Source organism: Sphingosinicella sp. CPCC 101087 (assembly GCF_004151485.1).
Lineage (GTDB): Bacteria > Pseudomonadota > Alphaproteobacteria > Sphingomonadales > Sphingomonadaceae > Allosphingosinicella.
Genome location: NZ_SBFF01000010.1, coordinates 178,241 through 197,525, shown reverse-complemented (window position 1 = coordinate 197,525; position 19,285 = coordinate 178,241). Strand labels below are relative to the sequence as shown.

Sequence of the window (19,285 nt, the reverse complement as noted above, 5' to 3'; positions counted from 1 at the left end):
CCTGGCCTCCGGCACCCTGACGGCTCATCATAACCCGCCGTAGCGCACGACGTCGGCTGTCACCTTCCTGACGTCATAGCGTCCTTCGGCGATCCTTCGAGACTCGCCACCCATGCGAGCAGCCAAGTCCGGAGACTCGACGAACCTTTTCATAGCTGCGTAGAGCGAGTCGGAATCGCGCGGCGGTACGAGAAAGCCATTCAGGCCATCTACCACAGTCTCCCGGCATCCCGGCGCGTCGGTGGTGATCACCGCCCGGCCCATCGCCATCGCCTCAAGGACCGACCGCGGCGTCCCCTCACGGTAGCTGGGCAGCACATAGACGCTGCAGCCGGCGATGGCTGGCCGAACGTCCTCTAGCTTTCCGCGGAAATCTACCCCTTCTGCGACGATGCGGGCGACCTCGGCCTCTGTCAGGGAATCGGGCGATGGGTCGGTATACCCGACAAGAGCGATGGGCAGGTCGGGATATTCCCGGCGCAGCCGGAGGGCGGCCGCTGCATATTCGCGGACCCCCTTGTCGCCGAGCAGGCGCGCGATCATGAGGAACGAAGGACGGTCCGGCAGCGGCGCCGGTCGATAATAGTCGATGTCCACTCCCGACCCGTCAACGATGAATGCATTCGCGGACGGCGACAGCAGCCTCTGTTCCCGAAAGAGCGCCGCGTCGTCTTTGTTTTGGAACAGGATGACATCCGATCGCGCAAGGGCGAGACGATAGAGGATGCGCGCGGCCGTGCGGACCAGCCGCCTCTTCACGTCGATCCTGTCACCGGTGAAGGCGAATCCGAGGCCGGTGATCAGGGAGACGATGCGGCCAACGCCTTCAGCCCGACCGGCCAGGGCGCCAAGCACGACCGGTTTGATCGTGTAGGAAAGAAGCAGGTCCGGTCGGGAGGCACGAAGCAGTCGTCGTATCTCGCCATACGACCGCAGCATCCCGATCGGGCTGAGGCCGGCATTTTCCAAACGGAGCGAGAAAGGCTCGGCTCCCAGAGCCCGGATTTGGTCGGCCGTCGCCTCGTCCATCTCAGGCGCACCAGCCATCACTAAATGTCCCTTCGACACCATCGCGCTGAGCAGCGGCCCACGAAAGTTGATCAGCGATGGTGCATAGGAACCCAGAATAAGGACTCGCTTCGGCGCGACGCTATCATTGTCGTCTGTCTCGCGACTCAGCGTAGGCGAGGCGGCCGTGGACATAATCCGCAAGCGCTTAACTTTTAGCAGGAACGCCGGACGCTGCGGGCGCTAGCGACTCCGGCTGATACTGCATAGAGGCCTGCTCACGTCTACGATACTGCTTGTAGATATATACCGTCCCATACAGGAGAATGACAAGTGGAACCGCCATCATCTTCTGCCTTTGCCCCAGCCCAATATTGTAATTCACCATAGCGAGCAACACGATCAGCAATCCACAGAAGACGATAGAATAACAGACATAGAATACATTTTTGGCGAGCGTCAGCAGAGTGCGCCAGTTGTAGGCGAGATAGGCGAAAAAATACAGCAAGACTGCGTTTTCGATGGAAGCGATGCGCTGCATCCAAGAATCTGTATCGAAGAAAAACGGCCGGAACAGCAGCGCCCAGATCTTCAGCGGAAACGGTTGGCTCGCCAGATCGGCCCCTCCGCCATATTCGTCCCCAAAGCCTTGCTGCTGCTCGACAAACTCGGCGACGGAGTCGGCGCTGAATCCCACGCCCAGTCGTTCGCTCGCGCGAAAGGCGAGGAAAAGCAATCCCATCAGCGCGACCGGAGCAAGAACAGCCTTCGCCCTCATACTCATCTGCTTAGTGAAGAGGAGAGCGCTTGCGACGCCGACCATCACAACTGCTCCAACGTGAGGACGGATGAGCGCCATTATCCCAAGCGAGAGGACCATCCAAACTATCCGCTTGTGGATTCGCAGACTTGCCCAGGCGGCCAACGAGACCGCCATGATCATCGGCCCGTCCTTGCCGATTCCGGCGCTCCAGAAGTGCAGGCCCGGGAGAAACAGCAGCAGATAGACGTGAAACGGCACCGCCATATGAAACGATTCGGCAATTTCGTTGAAGCTCCGGATGAGGAGCGCCACGCCGATCATCCCAAAGCACTGAAAGAATAGGAAATGGTCCAGGAAAGATCCTCCAAGCGTGCGCCGGATGAACTGCACCACGTGGACGATGAAAAATGTGCCCTCTGCAAAGGGGCTTTTTCTGACGTACCCGAACGGGTCGCGATAGTAAGTGAACGCGTCCATCGCCGATTCGAAACTCAGCAGCCAGTATCCCACGGCTCCGGCGATGTGGACGGCGAGGATTGCTCCATAGATGTCGAAGCGCCGCTGGTGCGACTGTGGGAATGCCAGAAGATAAGCAAACAGGCTTATCACCAAGCCGAGCAGCGAAACGATCATCTCAGGTCCTGTTGTCGCTGGATCCAGGGGCCGGCGCGTCCGGCCGGACGCCGCATAGCGCGACGAGGCAACGTTCCCTCCCTGCCCTCGCAGCAGCTTCGGGAGATCGCTCTAGCAGCTCAAAATCTTTTTTCCAGAGAACGTTGCAGTATCGTGGAAAAGTTGCCGTCCATCAGCCGCGCGTCCTCGACGGCCCTTCCGGTTCATCAGTCTGCCGGCGATGTCACCATCCCGACCCGATCTCCTACTCCGTCGCAGAGCCCTCTCCATAAGAGCTTCAGACGTTTCCTTTTTTCGGATTTATACAAGAGCACGAGCACCGATTCCTGGAACCAGCGCCAAAGCACCACCAGCCAGCCCCTCACGCCAGCGTTCGAACGCCGGACGAACAGGGCCAGGTTTCGTACAGTATAATAGGATATCCATGGGGGCTTGTCATGAATGTAGATCCGACGGCCTATGAAAGTGACCTGCCGATGCTCGTACGGGTCGACAAACACAGCATCGGGGCAGAGCAACTGCTGCCATCCGTGTTTCCACAAGAGCCATGAGTAGGCCAAGTCCTCCCACCCCATCCAAAGATCAGTCCAGACGAATAGGCCCGCGCGTGGAGGATCAAGGGAATAGAGCGCGCCGTTCGAACTGCTCCAAAGCACCTCTTCAGAGGAGAGCGGCTGCCGGGATCTCAGCGGCGGAGCGGAGCAAGGCAGAAAGGCCTTTCGGGGCGCTTCCCAGCTGTTGCCTCGATTGGGCCTCCTGCGCCGGGGATAGACCGCACCAATGCGCCCATTTCGCTCGCCCCATTGCACCAGCGATCGAATGGCGGCGAGGTTCAGCTCGCCATCCGCATTAACGGCGTAGCACCAATCCCCATCTAGGTGCGTCGCCAATTCCATCCGCTTGGCATGATTTCCTGCAGCTCCCAGATTGACGGACGCGCTCCAGAACTGAACGTTCCAACCCCGGACCTGAATCGCCGCTTCAATCGCGCCGCTTGTCAGGGAGTCCACGACGATCACCCCTGCGAACGGACTCTCTCCGTCTGCGAACACCTGCTCCAAGAGCGCGATTACCTCTGCGTCGTTCCGGAAGGCCGAGATAGCGAGAACGACCCTGCGAAGCGGATCCTCGGACACCTGCGGTTCAGACATTGCGCAACCCCGACAAAGCGGCGGCATAGCTTCTTACTGCCGTATCGATTGAGAATTGGGTCATCCCCACGGTGCGCGCCCGGCCCGGGGCGCCGCCATCTCGGGTGACGTGAAAAATCCACTCGCACGCCGCCGCGAGGTCAAGATGATTGCTGTTGCGCACGGGAAAGAACACGCCCGATTCCTCGGCAATCTTAGTATCACCGATCCCGCTCGTTCCGACCACTGGGAGCCCACAGAGAAGGTACTCGGCTAACTTGATTGGTGCGACCGCTTGCATTGAGAATGAGGAAGTCCTCAGGCCGAGCCCGATGTCGCATGCGCTCATCCATCGGGCGACGCCGTTCGGTTCAGCGCGAAATGAGACGCAGTTCGCCAGCATGTCCGGCGCGGTGGCGCGCGCAAGGTCGAGAGCAGCATGTGGTTCCGGCGTGATCATGAGCAGCCGCGCGTCAGTCCCTCTCTCTCGCAACATTCGCAGCAACAACAGCATTTCTTCGTAGCGATATTGCGGTCCAAGCGAGCCGGCATAGCCAAGAAGGAGCGCTTCATCCGGGATATCGATACTCCTGCGAACGATCGATCGCTCCTCCGGGCTAAGGGGAGCGAAAATCGATGGGTCCCGCCCATTCGTGACTACGAAAAACCTCGCCGGATCGCATCCAGCGCCAGCGCGCGCGATCATGATGTCACGGGCAACCGACGTGCGGACCAAAACGGCGGCTGCGCGCCGAGCCGCTTGCGCTTCTACATCGCGCAGGACACGATGGGTAAGTCCAGCGGGGTTCCTCTCGGCAAAATCGATTCGCTCGTCTAATGGAAGACCATCCGCATCAAACGCGAATGGGACGCTCCCCCTACGTGCCGCGCACAACATGGACAAAGCGGGCATAGTACTACGAGCTAGAACGGCGTGCGCCTCACTAGCCCGCACCTGATGAAAGATGTGGCGCCCTCCCCTCCAGGCCGTCAGCAATGGTCCAGCGCCGCCCCACCCGCGGCGAACACGCGCGGCCCTGTAGCCGATGCCCGCCCCGGCGCATGCCGAGGCCGAGGCCTCGATCCTATCTCGATCGCCCCAGGTGAATTGGAGAACGTCAAAGCGGAAGTCGAAATCCCGCAATCGCTCAAGGATCGGCAGGAAAAGCCCTTCGAGATACGCGACCTGCGGCGAGTCCCATGTGACGTAAAGTAGCTTCAAGCCCTGCCCCTGCAGAAAGTATCGCAGCTTCTCGCGCAGCTGCGAGGCCTCGAAGACAGGTCCCTAGCAGCGAGGCACGGCGGCCTCTACCCGCCCGTTGCTTCATTACTCCCTTCAATCCGCAGCGCTACCGCGAGCATGGTCTCGCAAGCTAGACCCAACCTGCGCCTAACTCCGTCCGCGGAACCGCTTTATTGAGTGTGTCAGCCGGTAGCGGAGGCGCAGCCCAAGCAGCGAGCACAGTAGCCGATGATATAAGGGACCTCCATGACCTCTGAAGCCGAGAGCACGAGACCTGGCCAGCGCTTCCCGGGCGAGATCGTCCATTCCGAACGACTGATAGCAGGCTGCTATATTGTAGAAATGGGCGGCCACGAGCCGGACCTTTGCATCCTCGCTAACGACGCCGGAAGGCAGCCGGAGGAACTTGTCGGCGACCCGCATGAGATCGGGGAGGTTTTCAGGACGCCGCGTCGTCCGGTCCGCCGAATCGTGCTGGACGTAGAGACCGCACCCCTTGGTGGAGGTAACGAATTTGGCCCCGCCGAGAATTGCGCGGACGACGAGCTCGCCGTCCTGGTTCCGCTCGACGCTTTCGTCCCAACCACCGATGCTCCGCAGAAAGCTGCTTCGCCAAAGAATTGAGCAGGGCGCTACGAAACGACCTTTCACGAGCCAGGACGTCAGAACATCCTCGGACGTTTCGAAGTTCGGCACGAAAGGCGCTTGCCGGATTCCCCGCACCTCGAGCAACCGGCTCATTGGGGCGAAGCCGAGATCGGCTCCAACCTCGGTCATCCTTTCCCGAAGCCCAGCAAGTACAGGCCCTTCGAGCAGATCGTCCGCATCCAGGAACATGACGAACTCGCCCGCGGCCACCGCAAGACCGCGATTGCGAGAGCGCTGGGCACCCCTATTCTCTACGTTGAGCAGGACGGTGATACGATCGCCGAACCCCTGCAGCCTTTCTTCGGTCCGGTCCAAATCACCGTCAATGACCACGATCACCTCGGGCGGCTCCCCTTGCTGCAGGAGCACGCTCTCGACGGTGCGCTCGATTGTCCGCTCAGCGCGGTAGGCGGGGATAACGACTGTCACGACAGGTTGCGACGGTGGTTTGATATCGTGCGACATGAGCTTCCGATGCAAGGCGTTGGAAGGCGTTCGCTTCTAGAATCAACGCCTAGCCATGCACCATGCCACTTTGCCGTATACGCTATACTGTCAAGGCCCCGGACAGAAGGGGCTTGTGAGGGTCAAGGGACATACGATAGAGGCAAGGATCTTAGGGCGGACCGTCCTCCTGCCGGCCTCGGCGCCGACCCGCTCAACCCAATCAGGCATGGACCCGATGCGCAAAGGTATAATCTTGGCGGGTGGCTCTGGCACCCGGCTCCACCCGATCACCTCCGTCCTCAGCAAGCAGCTGATGCCGGTCTACGACAAACCGATGATTTACTACCCGCTTTCGGTCCTGATGCTGGCCGGAATACGGGACATCCTTATCATCACCACGCCACATGACAGGTCGATGTTTGAACTGCTGCTCGGCGACGGCGAGCGCTGGGGGCTTCAGATCAGCTACGCCGAGCAGGCGCATCCGGGCGGCCTCGCACAGGCCTTCCATATCGGCGCCGATTTCGTGGCGGGCGGTCCGAGCGCCCTTATACTGGGCGACAATATTTTCCACGGCCACGGACTTGCGGATCTGTTGCGCCACGCCGATGCGCAGTCCGAAGGCGCCACCGTCTTCGGCTATCATGTCTCCGACCCCCAACGCTACGGCGTGGTGTCGTTCGACGACAAGGGGCGGGCGCTCACAATCGAGGAGAAGCCAGCGGCTCCCCAATCGAACTTCGCGGTGACGGGTCTCTACTTTTACGACGGGCGTGTCGTTGATTATGCCCATTCGATTGCTCCGTCGGCGCGCGGCGAACTGGAGATTACGGACGTCAATCGGTGCTATTTGGAGGCCGGCACCCTCAACGTCGAGCTGATGGGCGCCGGCTTCGCCTGGCTTGACACCGGAACCCATTCCTCGCTGCTCGACGCCTCCTTGTTCATGAAGATCATCGAGGACCGCCAGGGACTCAAAATATGCTGTCCCGAAGAGGTGGCCTGGCGAATGGGCTTCGTCTCGGACGAGCAGCTGGTCGCCCTCGCCGAACCGCTGTGCAAGAGCGGCTATGGGCAGTATCTTCTCTCGATGCTGGAGAAAGGTCGCGGTCGGTGAAGCTTGTCGATACCCGCCTGCCCGAGGTCAAGATCGTAGAACCTAGAATCTTCGGCGACGAACGGGGCTTCTTCTTCGAGTCGTGGAACGCACGCGATTATGCAGGCGCCGGACTGGAGCAGACCTTCGTCCAGGACAATCACAGTCGCTCTGCGAGGGGCGTTCTTCGCGGCCTTCATTATCAGCTGGAGAAGCCACAGGGAAAGCTGGTTCGCGTGATCTCCGGACGGGCGTTCGACGTCGCGGTCGACATCCGCCGGTCATCTCCCAGGTTCGGACAATGGGCCGGCGTGGAGCTTTCAGCCGAGAACAAGCGATTGCTGTGGATACCGCCCGGCTTCGCGCACGGCTTCCTCAGTCTCGAGGATGGGACCGACTTCGTCTACAAATGCACCGACTATTACGCCCCCGACGACGAGCGGGCGATCCTGTGGCGTGATGCTCGGATCGCAATCGACTGGCCGTTGGGGGCGCTTGGACAGCCGCTGGTTTCCGCGAAGGATGCACGCGGATCTAGCCTGACCGAGGCTGACGTTTATCCATGAAGGCGCTAGTCTTCGGCGCACTGGGCCAAGTCGGCCGTTCCCTCTCTGCGGTTACGCCCGCCGGCGTCGAAGTCGTCGCCTGCGGGCGCAACCGATGCGACATCGGCAATGCCGACGAGATCGAGCGGGAGATCGAGCGCGCCGGGCCGCAGCTCGTGATCAACGCTGCCGCCTATACGGCAGTGGATCGGGCTGAGGAGGAGGCCGAGCGCGCTACGATGGTGAATGCCGTAGCGCCGGGCATCATCGCGGAGCGCGCCCGCGCCGCCGGCGCCCGTACGATCCACATCTCGACCGACTTCGTCTTTGACGGCTGCCTTTCGCGACCCTATCGGCCAGACGACCCGCCGGCTCCGCAGGGAGTCTATGCAAGGACGAAGCATGAAGGCGAACTGGCCGTCACCGCCGCCGATCCGTGCGCGCTGATTGTCCGCACTGCATGGGTTTATGCGGCGCAAGGGGCGAATTTCGTCAGAACGATGTTGCGCCTCATGGCCGAACGGAATCTCGTCCGGGTGGTCGACGACCAGATTGGCACGCCGACCGCAGCAACGTCGCTCGCCCGGGCGGTCTGGGGTCTGGCCGAAAGGCACGCGAACGGCATTCACCATTTCACCGATGCGGGCGTGGCGAGTTGGTACGATTTCGCGGTCGCCGTGAAGGAAGAGGCTGCTGCGTTGCAGATGGTGGGCAATGACGTCGACGTGATTCCGATTCGAGCCGCCGAATTTCCCACACCGGCGCCGAGACCGCGCTATTCGGTGCTCGACAAGTCGGCGACTTGGACCCTCCTCGGCGAACCGGCACCGCATTGGCGCGCGAACCTGCGAATCGTTCTGAAGGAGCTGAAGGAAGTTGGCTAATCTGCTCGTCACCGGCGGCGCCGGCTTCATTGGAGCCAATTTTGTTCACTACTGGCGCGAGCACCACCCGAACGACGGCATGGTTGTCCTGGACGCGCTCACCTATGCGGGCAACCGCACCAGTCTGGCGGGACTCGAAAGCTTGCGCTTCGTGCACGGGGACATTCGGGCGACCGAAATCGTCTCGTCGCTGATCCGTGATCACGACATCGACACGATCGTACACTTCGCCGCCGAGAGTCACGTCGACCGGTCGATCGATGGACCGGACGCGTTCATCGACACCAATATCACGGGCACGCACAGCCTGCTCAAGGCGGCCAAGTCTGAGTGGCTCGACAGGGGCAGCGGCCGGCCCCACCGCTTCCATCATATTTCGACCGACGAGGTCTACGGCAGCCTGGGGCCCGATGACCCGCCCTTTTCGGAGCTGACCCCCTATGCTCCGAACTCACCTTACTCGGCATCGAAGGCAGGAAGCGACCATCTGGTACGCGCCTACCACCATACGTTCGGCCTTCAGACGACAACCACGAACTGCTCAAACAATTACGGTCCCTACCAGTTTCCGGAGAAACTGATCCCGCTCTTCCTGATCAATTGCCTCACCGGAAAGCCTTTGCCGATATACGGTGACGGCATGAACGTGCGCGACTGGCTTTATGTGAAGGATCATTGCCGCGGCATCGAGCTTGTGCTGGATCGGGGACAGGTTGGGCAAACCTACAATATCGGAGGGGGCGAGGAGCTGCCGAACCTGACGGTGATCGACGTCATCTGCGCCGCCGTGGACGAACGCTTCAATGCCGATCCGGCACTGGCGGCGCGCTTTCCCGACGCTCCTGCGGCGAAAGGCCAAGCTTCGTCATCACTCAAGACCTTCGTCACAGATCGCCTCGGCCACGATCGACGCTATGCGATCGACGAGCGCAAGATACAGGAGGAACTCGGCTACCGCCCTGCCCGAGACTTCAAGTCCGGTCTGGCCGCGACGGTCGACTGGTACCTTGCCCACGAAAATTGGTGGCGAGCGGTGATGGACGGATCCTATCGCGTGTGGCTTGAAAGGAATTACGGCAGCCGCGCCACCGTTGGATGACCGTCGATGCCGGCTAAGCCTTTCATTTCCAGAGCGGAAGAAATGTGGAGGTTCGAACGAAGCGGCTGGACGCGAGGTTCACGAGCAGAATTGAAAATAGGCATAAGTCTCGTACACAGTCTCCCATGTCCGCCGCGCCCTCAAAGCCTTTCGAGCCGAAGCACCATTCAAAACGTTTCGATATCCAGTTCCTGAGAGGCGTCGCCGTCCTCCTCGTTGTCCTGTTTCACGGCTTCGGGGATGCGATCCCTCGAGGCTTTCTCGGAGTCGACCTCTTCTTTGTCGTTTCGGGCTATCTCATCACCGGAATGATCTTGCGTGACCTGGACGATGGGGCCTTCAGCGCGCGCGCTTTCTATCTTCGACGCGCGAAACGCCTGCTTCCCGCAACCTATTCCACTCTGATCGGCACGACACTGCTCGGCTACTTGATGCTGACGTCCACGCAATGGAGCATGTACCTGCTCCAGTTTATTGGCACGGTTACGTTTACGGCGAACATAGCCCTTTGGTATCAGACAGACTACTTTGCGCCTGCGGCGGAACTAAAGCCACTACTTCATATTTGGTCCCTGTCGCTCGAAGAGCAGTTCTACTTCATTATACCTTTCTTTCTTCGGGTAGTTTCCGCCAAGCGGCAGCCTTTCTTCATTTTCGGAGGCCTCGGTCTTAGCCTGCTTCTTTGTATTCTTCTAGCACCATTGCCAGATCTCCAAAGCTTCGCCTTCTTCATGCTGCCTACGAGAGCGTGGGAACTGCTGGCAGGATCCGGCTGCGCATGGCTAGCTTTGAACCGGCCCCGACTTCGAGTGCCGAGGTGGCTTCAGTGGATCGCGACGCTCGGGATCCTGCTTGTCTGCATCGTCGGGTTCGATTCTGTGCATCCCCGCGGCGACGCCTTCGTCCTGGTATTTGCGACCTCGATGGTCATCCTGGGTGGCGACGGCTGGTTGCCGCTCAATCCCGCCACTCGAGCGATCAGCACGATCGGGGACTGGTCCTATTCGCTTTACCTTGTACACTGGCCGCTCTTTTCCTTCGCATACATTGGGTACCTAGGAGAGCCGCCCACGACCGTGACGGCGCTGCTCATCGGCCTGTCGCTGGCGCTTGCGTGGCTGCAATATCGCTTCGTCGAAACTCCGTTTCGGTATGCTTGGCCCTCAGCGCCGCGAAAGGCGTGGCTGGCATTTGCGGCAATGACCGCCAGCGTTGGAATTGTCGCGGCTCCTGCTGTCTTGGCCAAAGTCAGGGAGGGGCCGGACCGGCCTGGGAATATCGGCCTCGCTCAACAATGCCGGCAGAATGGACCCGTGTGGCGCGACCTGCCGGCCTGCCGAACGACGGACTCACCTCAGATCGCTCTGTGGGGGGACAGCAACGCGATCCATCTCGTACCCGGGCTTCGACACCTTCCGATAGTCCAGATCACGAAGACTGCCTGCGCGCCCATTCCGGAGGTAGCGCAGGTCACCGCCGACCACCCACTTCAGTGGGGGCGAGAGTGCTTAACCTTCAATAAGAGCGCTCAGGAGTATATCCTTCATGATCGTCATATCAGACATGTCGTCATAGCTTCCGCCTTCTTCCAGGTTACGCATGACGCCGGGCAGCAACTGATCATCGGCGAGCGAGTCACACGATGGACGCCGGTGGCGCGCGATCTCCTCGTAGATGCGCTGGCTAGGCTGAGGCGGGCGGGAAAGTCGGTTATTCTAGTGGGACCGATGCCCCGCGTGAACTTCGATCCCGGCGCTTGCCAGAACCGGGCTTTCGAGGGACTCGTCACCATCGGTCGTCCAGACTGCAACTTCACCCAGCGCGAGCTGACGCCGGACTATTTGGAACTGAAGGAAATCCTCCAAAATGTAGCGGATCGGGCCGGCGTTCCCCTCTACCTGCCGGAAGATGCAGTTTGTTCCGGCGGGCTATGCGGGACCCGGGTCGGTGCGCTTCCAATCTATCGGGACGAAGGACATCTGACGCCGGAGGGTGCACGCCTCGTCATTAGCCGTCTCGGACTGGAGCGCGTTCTGTACGGCTCGTGAGGCCGCACCGCAGGCTATGTCCGGTTAGGCGATTTCATTCCAAGTCTGACCAAGGCATATTCCCTCGCTTCGGCGAGCTGGGCGAACCAGATGATCAGGAAGAGCAGGATCGACTCTCGCAGACCCACGTTCGCTCGCCGTAGCGCCAGCAGCCGGCGCACGGGAGGTGTCAGGCGCGACAAGGCGAATCGCTGGAGTGAGACCTTCTGACGCAGAGCCAGCGATCCGACGACACGGCGGCGCTTTCGGAGGATTTCTGAGAGCGAACGCCGAGCGGGATGGCCGACGGACACGCCTGGATCGTAGAGGATCGGTACGCCCATTGATGCAGCGCGCATATTCCAAAGCGAGTCGCCACCAGACAGACATTCGTCAAATTTTCCAACTTGATCAAAAGTCCGGCGTGCGACCAGCAGGTTGGCAGTGGCGCAATGGCCCTGCCGGACATATTCCTGCTGAGGGAAGGCCGTGTGCAGATCGTACAGGTAAGGGAGATAGTGGGATCCAGGCTCACGAAAAATCACCACCGGTCCGGTGATTCGTGCGCCTGACCGAGACCGGAGCGCCGCCAACCCGTTCTCGAGCCACGCAGGATCCGGGATGCAGTCGCTGTCGGTGAAGGCCAGATGTTCGCCGAGGGCTAAGGCCACGGCAGCATTGCGTGCGGCGTAGGAACCCGGCCGCGGCTCATGGACGATTCGCGCATTGACCGGCAGCCGGGTGGATGACGATCCGCCTTCTGGCTCGTTGTCGGCAACAATAATCTCCCATTCCGACGCCGGGAGAGTCTGGCGCTCGAGCGCCTCAAGGCAAAGGCGCAACCTTTCCCAATCCCGATAGACAGGGATGATGACTGAAATGGCGAGCAAGGGCTACATCCGGTTCGGCAACTTGAGTCCGACATAGACGGAGCCGAACTCCACCGCCTCCACCGCACCCTTGGTCCAAAAAATGAGAAAGAGCGCAAGCCAATCGCGCAAGCCGAGGCGATTGCGGTCAAACGGCAGCTTACTTGGCCGTGGTGGTTTCAGCCGTCCGAAAAAAAACCGATAGGGAGGAGCTCTGCGATCCTTTGCCATTGAGCCGGCAACCCGGCGACCTTTTTTGAGGATATCAGCGACCGAACGACGGGCTGGATGCCCCACCGCGACCTTCTCATCGAACATCAGCGGAACTCCGATTTTCTGCGCCCGTTGGCTCCACAAGGTGTCACCACCGGAAAAGCACTCGTCAAATGGCCCTACCTTTTCCCAAATCCGCTTTTCCACTAAGAGATTGGCGGTCGGACATTGACCATGGCTAACGTAAGTGGATTGGGGAAAAGCCGTGTGGAGATCATATAGAAAGGCATAATAGCTTGAGCCCGCTTCCCTGAAGATCGCTATTGGGCCCGTTACGCGTGCTCCCGGATTGGCTCTGAGCGCCGCTAGCCCGTTCGCCATCCACTTCGGGTCAGGGATGCAATCGCTGTCGGTGAATGCAAGGTATTCGCCTTGAGCGGCCGCCACAGCGGCATTCCGAGCGGCATAGGAGCCAGGCCGAGGCTGGTGAACAATGCGGGCGTTTGACGGAATGTGAGCAAGCGGAAATTTCCCGTCAGGTTCATTGTTCGCGATCAGGATCTCAAAACGATCGAGCGGTAGCGTTTGCCGTTCAAGCGCCGCAAGGCAGAGGGCAAGACGGCCCCAGTCACGATAGATCGGAATGATGACTGAAAACAAAGTCGACATTCAAATCACCTGCGCCTTCGGGCTCGCTGTATGAGCATTTTCTTGGCCTTTGCAATCCGGGGCACGAAAATCAGATTGACCACTCGTCAAACGACTTGCCGGTAAGCGCACGAAGATTGGCCACATCCGGTGCGAGCCTGTCGCTAAGCCGATCGCGAACGCTTTGGCTCAACGTCGGGCGAGGCATCTCGCGAGAAAATATGCTCCGCCGGACCAGCGAAGCGGCCTCGAGCGCGCTCCTCGGTAGAGGGATGATCTCCCTCGCTGCGCTAAAAATGCGAAACACCGACTCTCCAGCACTAGTAAGCTTTTTCTTTGTAGTGGAGGAATGGACTATCGTATCGAATGATTCAGCCTCAAATGTATGATCGACACCGAGAAACGCAAATATGGATCTCAATGTAGCTCCGCGCGATCTCATAAGCTCTTCGGTCATAACAATCATAATTTGCTCAAGGGGATAGTAAGAAAGGTATCTTTCGATCTGAGAGTAATACAGACTTCTCTTGAGGTATATGGCGGTCAAATCAGAAAGTGCTTCATCTGGTGTCCTTTGCTCCCGCTTCATATAGACGGAATGAATATAATGGGATATCATCCGATCGATAGGATCCCGAACCAGGTAGATCAATTTTGCGCCTGGTACTATGCGATGCATCCGCTCGGGAACGCCGTCGAACTCTGGATACACCGTGTAATTTGGCGAAGATTCTCCACGTATACCGCCCGGTACGAAATTACTCTTGTACCATTCGATTCCACGTTCCCAGTTCTTCTCTGCGACGAAGAAATCCAATTCCTTTGTCCGGGACATCTCGATTTCCGGATGGAGACTGAGATAATGGTGGAGGCTCGACGTCGCGGATTTCATGGCCCCGATGACAATCAGGTTTGGTAGCATGTGGATCTCATCACTGTGCGCGGGATTGGCAGCGCTGGCGATCGGCTTCGACCCGAGGCCCTGTAGCGCTCAAGTCGCGCCAGTGACTACTACCGAGTCTCAAGTAGGACAAGCTTCCAGCCAGCTTGGCCACGCTCGCGCCACAATGGCCGTGGCAGACATGAGTTTAGGACGGCATCCAGGATAAGCCACCACAAGGGACACAATCCGGCACCGCCTGAGTCTGAAAAGGATTGCGACTATCAGCAACGGCGGCATTGCACGCTCGCTGGACGAGTTCGGCCGAATCGCGCAAGGGGAGCACGAAGTGATTCGAGCGGCCATTCTGTCCCTGTTTCCTCAAGGCATCCGGCGCGAACTACGCACTCGCCGGGCCATCTGGCGTGCAGAAAGGGAACTGCACGCGTCACGATGGGCTGCGGACAGCAGTCGGGCCCACTCCCTTCCCGGGAAGCTTTTCATCTCGCTTACCTCGTACCCGCCGCGCTTCCGGACCCTCCACCTGACTCTCGAATCCCTGCTTCAGCAGACGACGGCAGCGGACGGCATTCTCCTGTGGATTGCGCATAGCGACGTGGCGGCACTGCCTAACAAGGTAAGATCGCTTCAGAACCGTGGCGTACGGATTATCCCGTGCGAGGATATCCGATCGTACAAGAAGCTCGTTCCTGCGCTCGAAGCCTATCCAGACGCCTTTATTGCAACCGCGGACGACGACCTCAGGTACAGCCCTGATTGGTTGGAGATGCTGGTCGACGGCTACGATCCGAGCAACCCCTGTTTAGTTTGTCACCGAGCCCATCGCGTCCGGATCACATCGGACGGTCATATTGCGCCATATCTCGAGTGGGAAAGGGATGTGCAGGACGCAAGGGCGCGAATGCCCTCTGCCGACCTGATAGGCACGACTGGTGCCGGAGTTCTGTTCTTCCCGGGCTGCCTTCCATCCAAGGCACTGGACCGCCGCCTGTTTCTCGAGCTCTGCCCGGACGCGGACGACCTTTGGTTCTTCTGGATGGCGCGCTTGGGCGCCGTGCGTCATCGCAAGGTGGGCCCTAAGTTTCGGCTGGCAACGTGGCCGGAAAGCCAGTCAATTCGATTGTTCAACACGAACAAGATGGGCGGTAACGATCATCAAGTGGCCGCATTACGGCAGGCGTTCGGCCAGCCGGACTTGGCGGCCTAATCGACCGGTCGTTAGATTGTCGTGCTAGTCCATTTGACGGCGAGTTCGGAAGCGTTGCACGCGGGTGCTCGCAATCTCGAACGGCAGCCAAGGCTGCCATCGCAGGGCCAGGAGAAGGTACTTGAGTGAAGCGACAACGTCCGTTGAATGGGCGCTCCGGCTCGCCCATCTGATCCACTGCCGGGCGACAGTGGTTTGAAGCTGAACTCGGCAATCCCGCTCTGCGCCGACGGAAGCAGAATAAGCCCGAAACGCTGTCACAAGAAATCGGTTCAGCTGCACGGCGTCCTTGGCTTCGAACGGGATCTTGTCGTTTCCGCCCCAAAAGTGCCTTAGCTTTCGCGCCCACAGCGCATCTATTTTGTGGCCCGTAAGCTCATGGTAGACGCGCTGGTTCACGATTGTCCCGTAGTTCTGCTGATCGCTGGAGTATTGCGTCGATATGCTGGCATGTCCAATTCGGAACTTGTAGAGCACTTCATCGAGAACGATGATGCGGCCGAGCTTTATCAGGCGCGACCACAGATCATAGTCTTGCCCAAAGCGGAATTCCGCATCATAGCCGCCGGCCCTTTCATAAGCCTGCCTTCGAAACATCATCGGTCCGTGCCCAATCAGGTTTCGAAATGTCTGATACCATGGCAGAAGGTGTGGGAATAAAATTGGTGGGCTGATCCTGACGACAGCTCCGTCCGCGGTTATACGTTCGTAGCGTCCGAAAGCCCCCACCGCCGACGGATCAGCTTCAAGTGCCTCAACCTGTCGTTCGATACGATGTGGGACTGAGATATCGTCTGCGTCCATGCGAGCCACATAAGTCCCACGAGATTCCGATACGCCCCGAATTAGAGCCTTGGTGAGGCCTGCATTTGGCTGCTCGATCAATCGAAAGCGTTCATCACGGACCGCGTAAGCGCGTAGGACCTCGCGCGAGCCATCAGTGGAGCCGTCATCGACGATAACGAACTCAAGATTCGTATAGGTCTGCCCCACGAGGCTCTCGAGCGCGGCGGTCATATATGGCAGCCCGTTGTACACGGACATGACGATGCTAACCAGCGGCCGCCCGGTACGGAATGATTTCTCGGTCATCTGGCAGCAGCTCCCGCAGCCGTGTCAGTCGGCCCGATCACCCCGCGCTCCCCGATGCCAGAAGTCCCATCTTTGCGCACGCCAAATGGCAGTGCAGGACCACGCGAGGATTCACGCTTGCTCCGGCAGGGTTTGGATCGGCACCCCGGCATAGTGCACGAACTCCTGCGACATGTAGAGAAAGCCCTCGTCCACGAGCTGCCCGATCATTCGCAACTCACGCGCGGAAGCTCCGAAGAGTGAGAAAGTTTCGTCCGCCTCTATCGCCCGGAGGTAGTCCACCTGCGCACTAGATCCTTTCCAGAAACTCTCTTCCTGGACAATCCTTCTGAAGTAGGTTAGAAAGTCTCCGACATACTTGTAGTGGAGAAGCACTCCTGTCACGTCGGCAACAACAGCTCCTTCTACCAGATGTGAATTGATATACTTTATACCGCTCGGTGGGTATACGAGAGGATGCTTTGTCAGGAGAGCCCGAACACCGAAACGAGCTTGCCTCACTCCGCCAACCAGCGCCTTCACGTTCGGATTACTGCTTACGTTCTTTCCTGAGAAGTACTCTGTGTAGTCCATGTGCTCAACAGGACCACAATCATAATATCGGTGCTCAGTTCGCCATGGTTCCTCCGTGGGTTTCGACAAGCTGTCCGCGGGGAAGAGATCAAGCATCTGAGCCGCCATCGCTGTGAAGCCTTTCGCTTCGAGATACGCGATCAAACGATTAAGTGGAATCTTGTGCCGGAGAGGATAGTCAAACAATTCGTCGATATCGACGCAGAGGACCCAGTTCCGCCGGCCGAATCGCCGGATCAGATAACGCTTGGTGATCACCTTATAGTGCTTGTATGGCGCCTGCGTCCGCAGCACGGTCGCGCCCAATCGGGAGGCAGTCTCGACCGTTCCGTCGCTCGAGCCATTATCGAGGAAGACAACATGCTTCACACCTATTTCACGATAGTGACGTAGGAATTCTTCGATGTACGCCCTGCCGTCGCGAACGAGGCAAACCACAACGACATGTGATGAATTCGCCTGTAAACGTCGTGGGCCGGCGACGTGGCGAATCCGCAACGGGAATAGCACCTCCCTTAGCCACCCAAGTATCGTGTCACGATAGTCTCGCAGGCGTCTTGCTACCCGCAAGATCCATTGCGCCGAATGAAACCGTCCGCGCGATTGCGGCACCCTTATCGTCTCCTCATTAGGATCATTGTGGTACCCGTTCTACATCGCACGGATACGAACGGCTTGCGGGGCTTGGCAGCATATCGGGCGAAGGGCTTAAGGGAGGGCGCAAAAACTCAGAATGCGCTAGATCTTCTTGACGACGAACACCCACACCTGCCCTTTGTCCTCGACAACGGCACGGCGATTGCTCTGCCCCCCCGCCTTGAGAATGTCGGCGAGAGCATACTTCCCTCTGCCCCACTCGAACAGGAGATAAGGCATCACCATCGGGTGAGCTCCAAATGGATCCATCTCCGACGCATGGGAGGCAGAATGGTACATGGTGTGCTCGATGAATATTGCGCCGCCTGGGGACAACTGATCTGCCCATGCGCTGAGCGCGCGATCAGGGGCGAAGGCTTGGTCAAGAGAGTTCGTGTATATGAACGAGAACTTACCAATCCAATCCGGCTTGACGTCATGGAAGTCGTGTTGAACCATGTCCTCTAGGCCATTGGCCGTGTCCGATATGTCTGTGCCGATCATCTGGCATCCAAGCCGCTTCTTGAACCAAGTGACCTCCCAGCCGTTCCTTGCACCGTGACAGAGCCCCTGGCTCAGATTAATTGGAGAGTCCTCGAGATAGCGTGCGATACACTCGAGAGTTTCCTCGTCTGCCCAGACCGCATCCAGCTTCCGTTTGTTGTGGCGGATTTGGATCCGCTTATATTCGTTATACCCACCCGACCCATATTCATGTTGGTACAGGAGTGGTTCCGTCCTCTTCGGGACGATCATCAGACCGAATGGAGCCACGGCCCTGTTGATCAATTGCGCTAACTTCATATAGTCCTTCGAGTCTGAGGCGGACCGCTTCGCTCGCGGACCTCCCGGGATCAATCGCAGAGGATTTTTGATGCTGGTGAGGCTGGCGTCGGCACGCCGCGGCCGCAAGCGACGTCGTGGCACCTCATTTGTTGTCGCTGAACAGAGCGCCTGAAATGGACAGGAATTTCTCGCCTGCCATCTTGCTGTTCTCTCTTCCCTCAGTCACGCGCTGATAGACACTGGTACATCCATCTACGATCCGATCGTGAAGCTCGATGCAGATTGCACCAGTCCGTCCGATCCAATCATTGTTCTCCCCGAGAACGGAATGCTCACCACCTTCAATATCCAGTTTGAGGATGTCCACACCCACCTTAGAAAGCTGCCCCATAATCTCTTCGATCGTGATGCAGTCCACAGATTCTATAGGCTGACTTTCGGTATTGTCGCGTGGGTTATCCACGATAGTGAAGCCCCACTCCCCCGTCCCCCGGTTGCGAAGTGTCCGCTGACCCGATCTGGGCGTTAACGCTTTCATCATCGGGCGGATATTCGGATAACTGGAGACATTCATCTTCAGCACCTCGTAGTTTCCTTGGCTGGGCTCGAGCGTCACGATGGTCGCTTCTGGAAAGGCCTCCGCGAAGACAATTGCGGCCGTACCAATGTAGCCGCCTCCGTCGATGATGAGCCCATGGCGCAACCTGGGCACGGCTCGTAAAAGTTCGTCGAACTCTCCTCCAAAGCAGCTCAAAGCGACACGCGCATCCGGAGAGCAGGTACGAACGATGATCCATCGTCCGTGCAGCTTCATCCGAAGCTGCTCCTTTTTCCCCC

The 19,285-nt window shown here is 59.0% G+C and carries 18 protein-coding genes; 6 read left to right on the top strand and 12 right to left on the bottom strand.

Going from position 1 to position 19,285, the window contains the following annotated elements; genetic code table 11:
- Positions 1-27: 27 nt before the first annotated feature.
- From EKM57_RS16695 to EKM57_RS16675, 5 genes are all read right to left on the bottom strand, one after another.
- A complete protein-coding gene (locus tag EKM57_RS16695; protein ID WP_129793652.1) occupies positions 28-1,203 on the bottom strand; it encodes a glycosyltransferase family 4 protein in 1,176 nt (391 codons plus the stop codon).
- Between the two features lie 13 nt (positions 1,204-1,216).
- Positions 1,217-2,404: a hypothetical protein gene (locus tag EKM57_RS16690; protein WP_129793651.1), complete on the bottom strand. Its 1,188-nt coding sequence runs from the start codon at positions 2,402-2,404 to the stop codon at positions 1,217-1,219.
- A 206-nt stretch (positions 2,405-2,610) separates the two neighbouring features.
- A complete protein-coding gene (locus EKM57_RS16685) occupies positions 2,611-3,555 on the bottom strand; it encodes a glycosyltransferase family 2 protein (protein WP_129793650.1) in 945 nt (314 codons plus the stop codon).
- Positions 3,548-4,756 (bottom strand): glycosyltransferase, encoded by a 1,209-nt coding sequence (locus EKM57_RS16680; protein WP_129793649.1) that lies wholly within the window; start codon positions 4,754-4,756, stop codon positions 3,548-3,550. The genes EKM57_RS16685 and EKM57_RS16680 overlap by 8 nt, the downstream gene beginning before the upstream one ends.
- A gap of 168 nt (positions 4,757-4,924) precedes the next feature.
- Positions 4,925-5,854: a glycosyltransferase family 2 protein gene (locus EKM57_RS16675; RefSeq protein ID WP_165357508.1), complete on the bottom strand. Its 930-nt coding sequence runs from the start codon at positions 5,852-5,854 to the stop codon at positions 4,925-4,927.
- Between the two features lie 253 nt (positions 5,855-6,107).
- Between EKM57_RS16675 and rfbA the strand changes: the two genes are divergently transcribed.
- From rfbA to EKM57_RS16650, 5 genes are all read left to right on the top strand, one after another.
- A complete protein-coding gene (gene rfbA, locus EKM57_RS16670; RefSeq protein ID WP_129793709.1) occupies positions 6,108-6,989 on the top strand; it encodes a glucose-1-phosphate thymidylyltransferase RfbA in 882 nt (293 codons plus the stop codon).
- Entirely contained in the window at positions 6,986-7,534 is a 549-nt protein-coding gene (rfbC, locus tag EKM57_RS16665; RefSeq protein WP_129793647.1) for a dTDP-4-dehydrorhamnose 3,5-epimerase, read from the top strand. The genes rfbA and rfbC overlap by 4 nt, the downstream gene beginning before the upstream one ends.
- Positions 7,531-8,397, top strand: a complete 867-nt coding sequence (gene rfbD / locus EKM57_RS16660) for a dTDP-4-dehydrorhamnose reductase (protein ID WP_129793646.1) — start codon at positions 7,531-7,533, stop codon at positions 8,395-8,397. The genes rfbC and rfbD overlap by 4 nt, the downstream gene beginning before the upstream one ends.
- Positions 8,390-9,496: a dTDP-glucose 4,6-dehydratase gene (gene rfbB / locus EKM57_RS16655; protein WP_129793645.1), complete on the top strand. Its 1,107-nt coding sequence runs from the start codon at positions 8,390-8,392 to the stop codon at positions 9,494-9,496. The genes rfbD and rfbB overlap by 8 nt, the downstream gene beginning before the upstream one ends.
- Before the next feature lie 125 nt (positions 9,497-9,621).
- The gene (locus tag EKM57_RS16650) at positions 9,622-11,544 is read left to right on the top strand and encodes an acyltransferase family protein (protein ID WP_129793644.1); all 1,923 of its coding nucleotides are present in this window, start codon (positions 9,622-9,624) and stop codon (positions 11,542-11,544) included.
- Between the two features lie 14 nt (positions 11,545-11,558).
- On the opposite strand, the gene EKM57_RS16645 is transcribed toward EKM57_RS16650, so the two are convergent.
- From EKM57_RS16645 to EKM57_RS16635, 3 genes are all read right to left on the bottom strand, one after another.
- Complete coding sequence (locus EKM57_RS16645) at positions 11,559-12,413, bottom strand: glycosyltransferase family 2 protein (RefSeq protein ID WP_129793643.1); 855 nt, start codon at positions 12,411-12,413, stop codon at positions 11,559-11,561.
- A gap of 3 nt (positions 12,414-12,416) precedes the next feature.
- Entirely contained in the window at positions 12,417-13,274 is an 858-nt protein-coding gene (locus tag EKM57_RS16640; RefSeq protein WP_129793642.1) for a glycosyltransferase family 2 protein, read from the bottom strand.
- Between the two features lie 70 nt (positions 13,275-13,344).
- The gene (locus tag EKM57_RS16635) at positions 13,345-14,175 is read right to left on the bottom strand and encodes a sulfotransferase domain-containing protein (protein WP_129793641.1); all 831 of its coding nucleotides are present in this window, start codon (positions 14,173-14,175) and stop codon (positions 13,345-13,347) included.
- A gap of 307 nt (positions 14,176-14,482) precedes the next feature.
- On the opposite strand from EKM57_RS16635, the gene EKM57_RS16630 reads away from it, so the two are divergent.
- Positions 14,483-15,361, top strand: a complete 879-nt coding sequence (locus tag EKM57_RS16630) for a glycosyltransferase family A protein (RefSeq protein ID WP_129793640.1) — start codon at positions 14,483-14,485, stop codon at positions 15,359-15,361.
- A gap of 24 nt (positions 15,362-15,385) precedes the next feature.
- On the opposite strand, the gene EKM57_RS16625 is transcribed toward EKM57_RS16630, so the two are convergent.
- The 4 genes from EKM57_RS16625 to EKM57_RS16610 form a co-directional block, all read right to left on the bottom strand.
- On the bottom strand, positions 15,386-16,453 hold the full coding sequence (locus EKM57_RS16625) for a glycosyltransferase (RefSeq protein ID WP_129793639.1): 1,068 nt from the start codon (positions 16,451-16,453) through the stop codon (positions 15,386-15,388).
- A 111-nt stretch (positions 16,454-16,564) separates the two neighbouring features.
- Positions 16,565-17,464 carry a glycosyltransferase family 2 protein gene (locus tag EKM57_RS16620; RefSeq protein WP_256386907.1) on the bottom strand — a complete coding sequence of 300 codons (900 nt, stop codon included), beginning with the start codon at positions 17,462-17,464 and terminating at the stop codon, positions 16,565-16,567.
- Between the two features lie 300 nt (positions 17,465-17,764).
- Positions 17,765-18,466 carry a class I SAM-dependent methyltransferase gene (locus EKM57_RS16615; protein ID WP_165357506.1) on the bottom strand — a complete coding sequence of 234 codons (702 nt, stop codon included), beginning with the start codon at positions 18,464-18,466 and terminating at the stop codon, positions 17,765-17,767.
- Between the two features lie 124 nt (positions 18,467-18,590).
- Complete coding sequence (locus EKM57_RS16610; RefSeq protein ID WP_165357505.1) at positions 18,591-19,262, bottom strand: FkbM family methyltransferase; 672 nt, start codon at positions 19,260-19,262, stop codon at positions 18,591-18,593.
- Between the last annotated feature and the right edge of the window lie 23 nt (positions 19,263-19,285).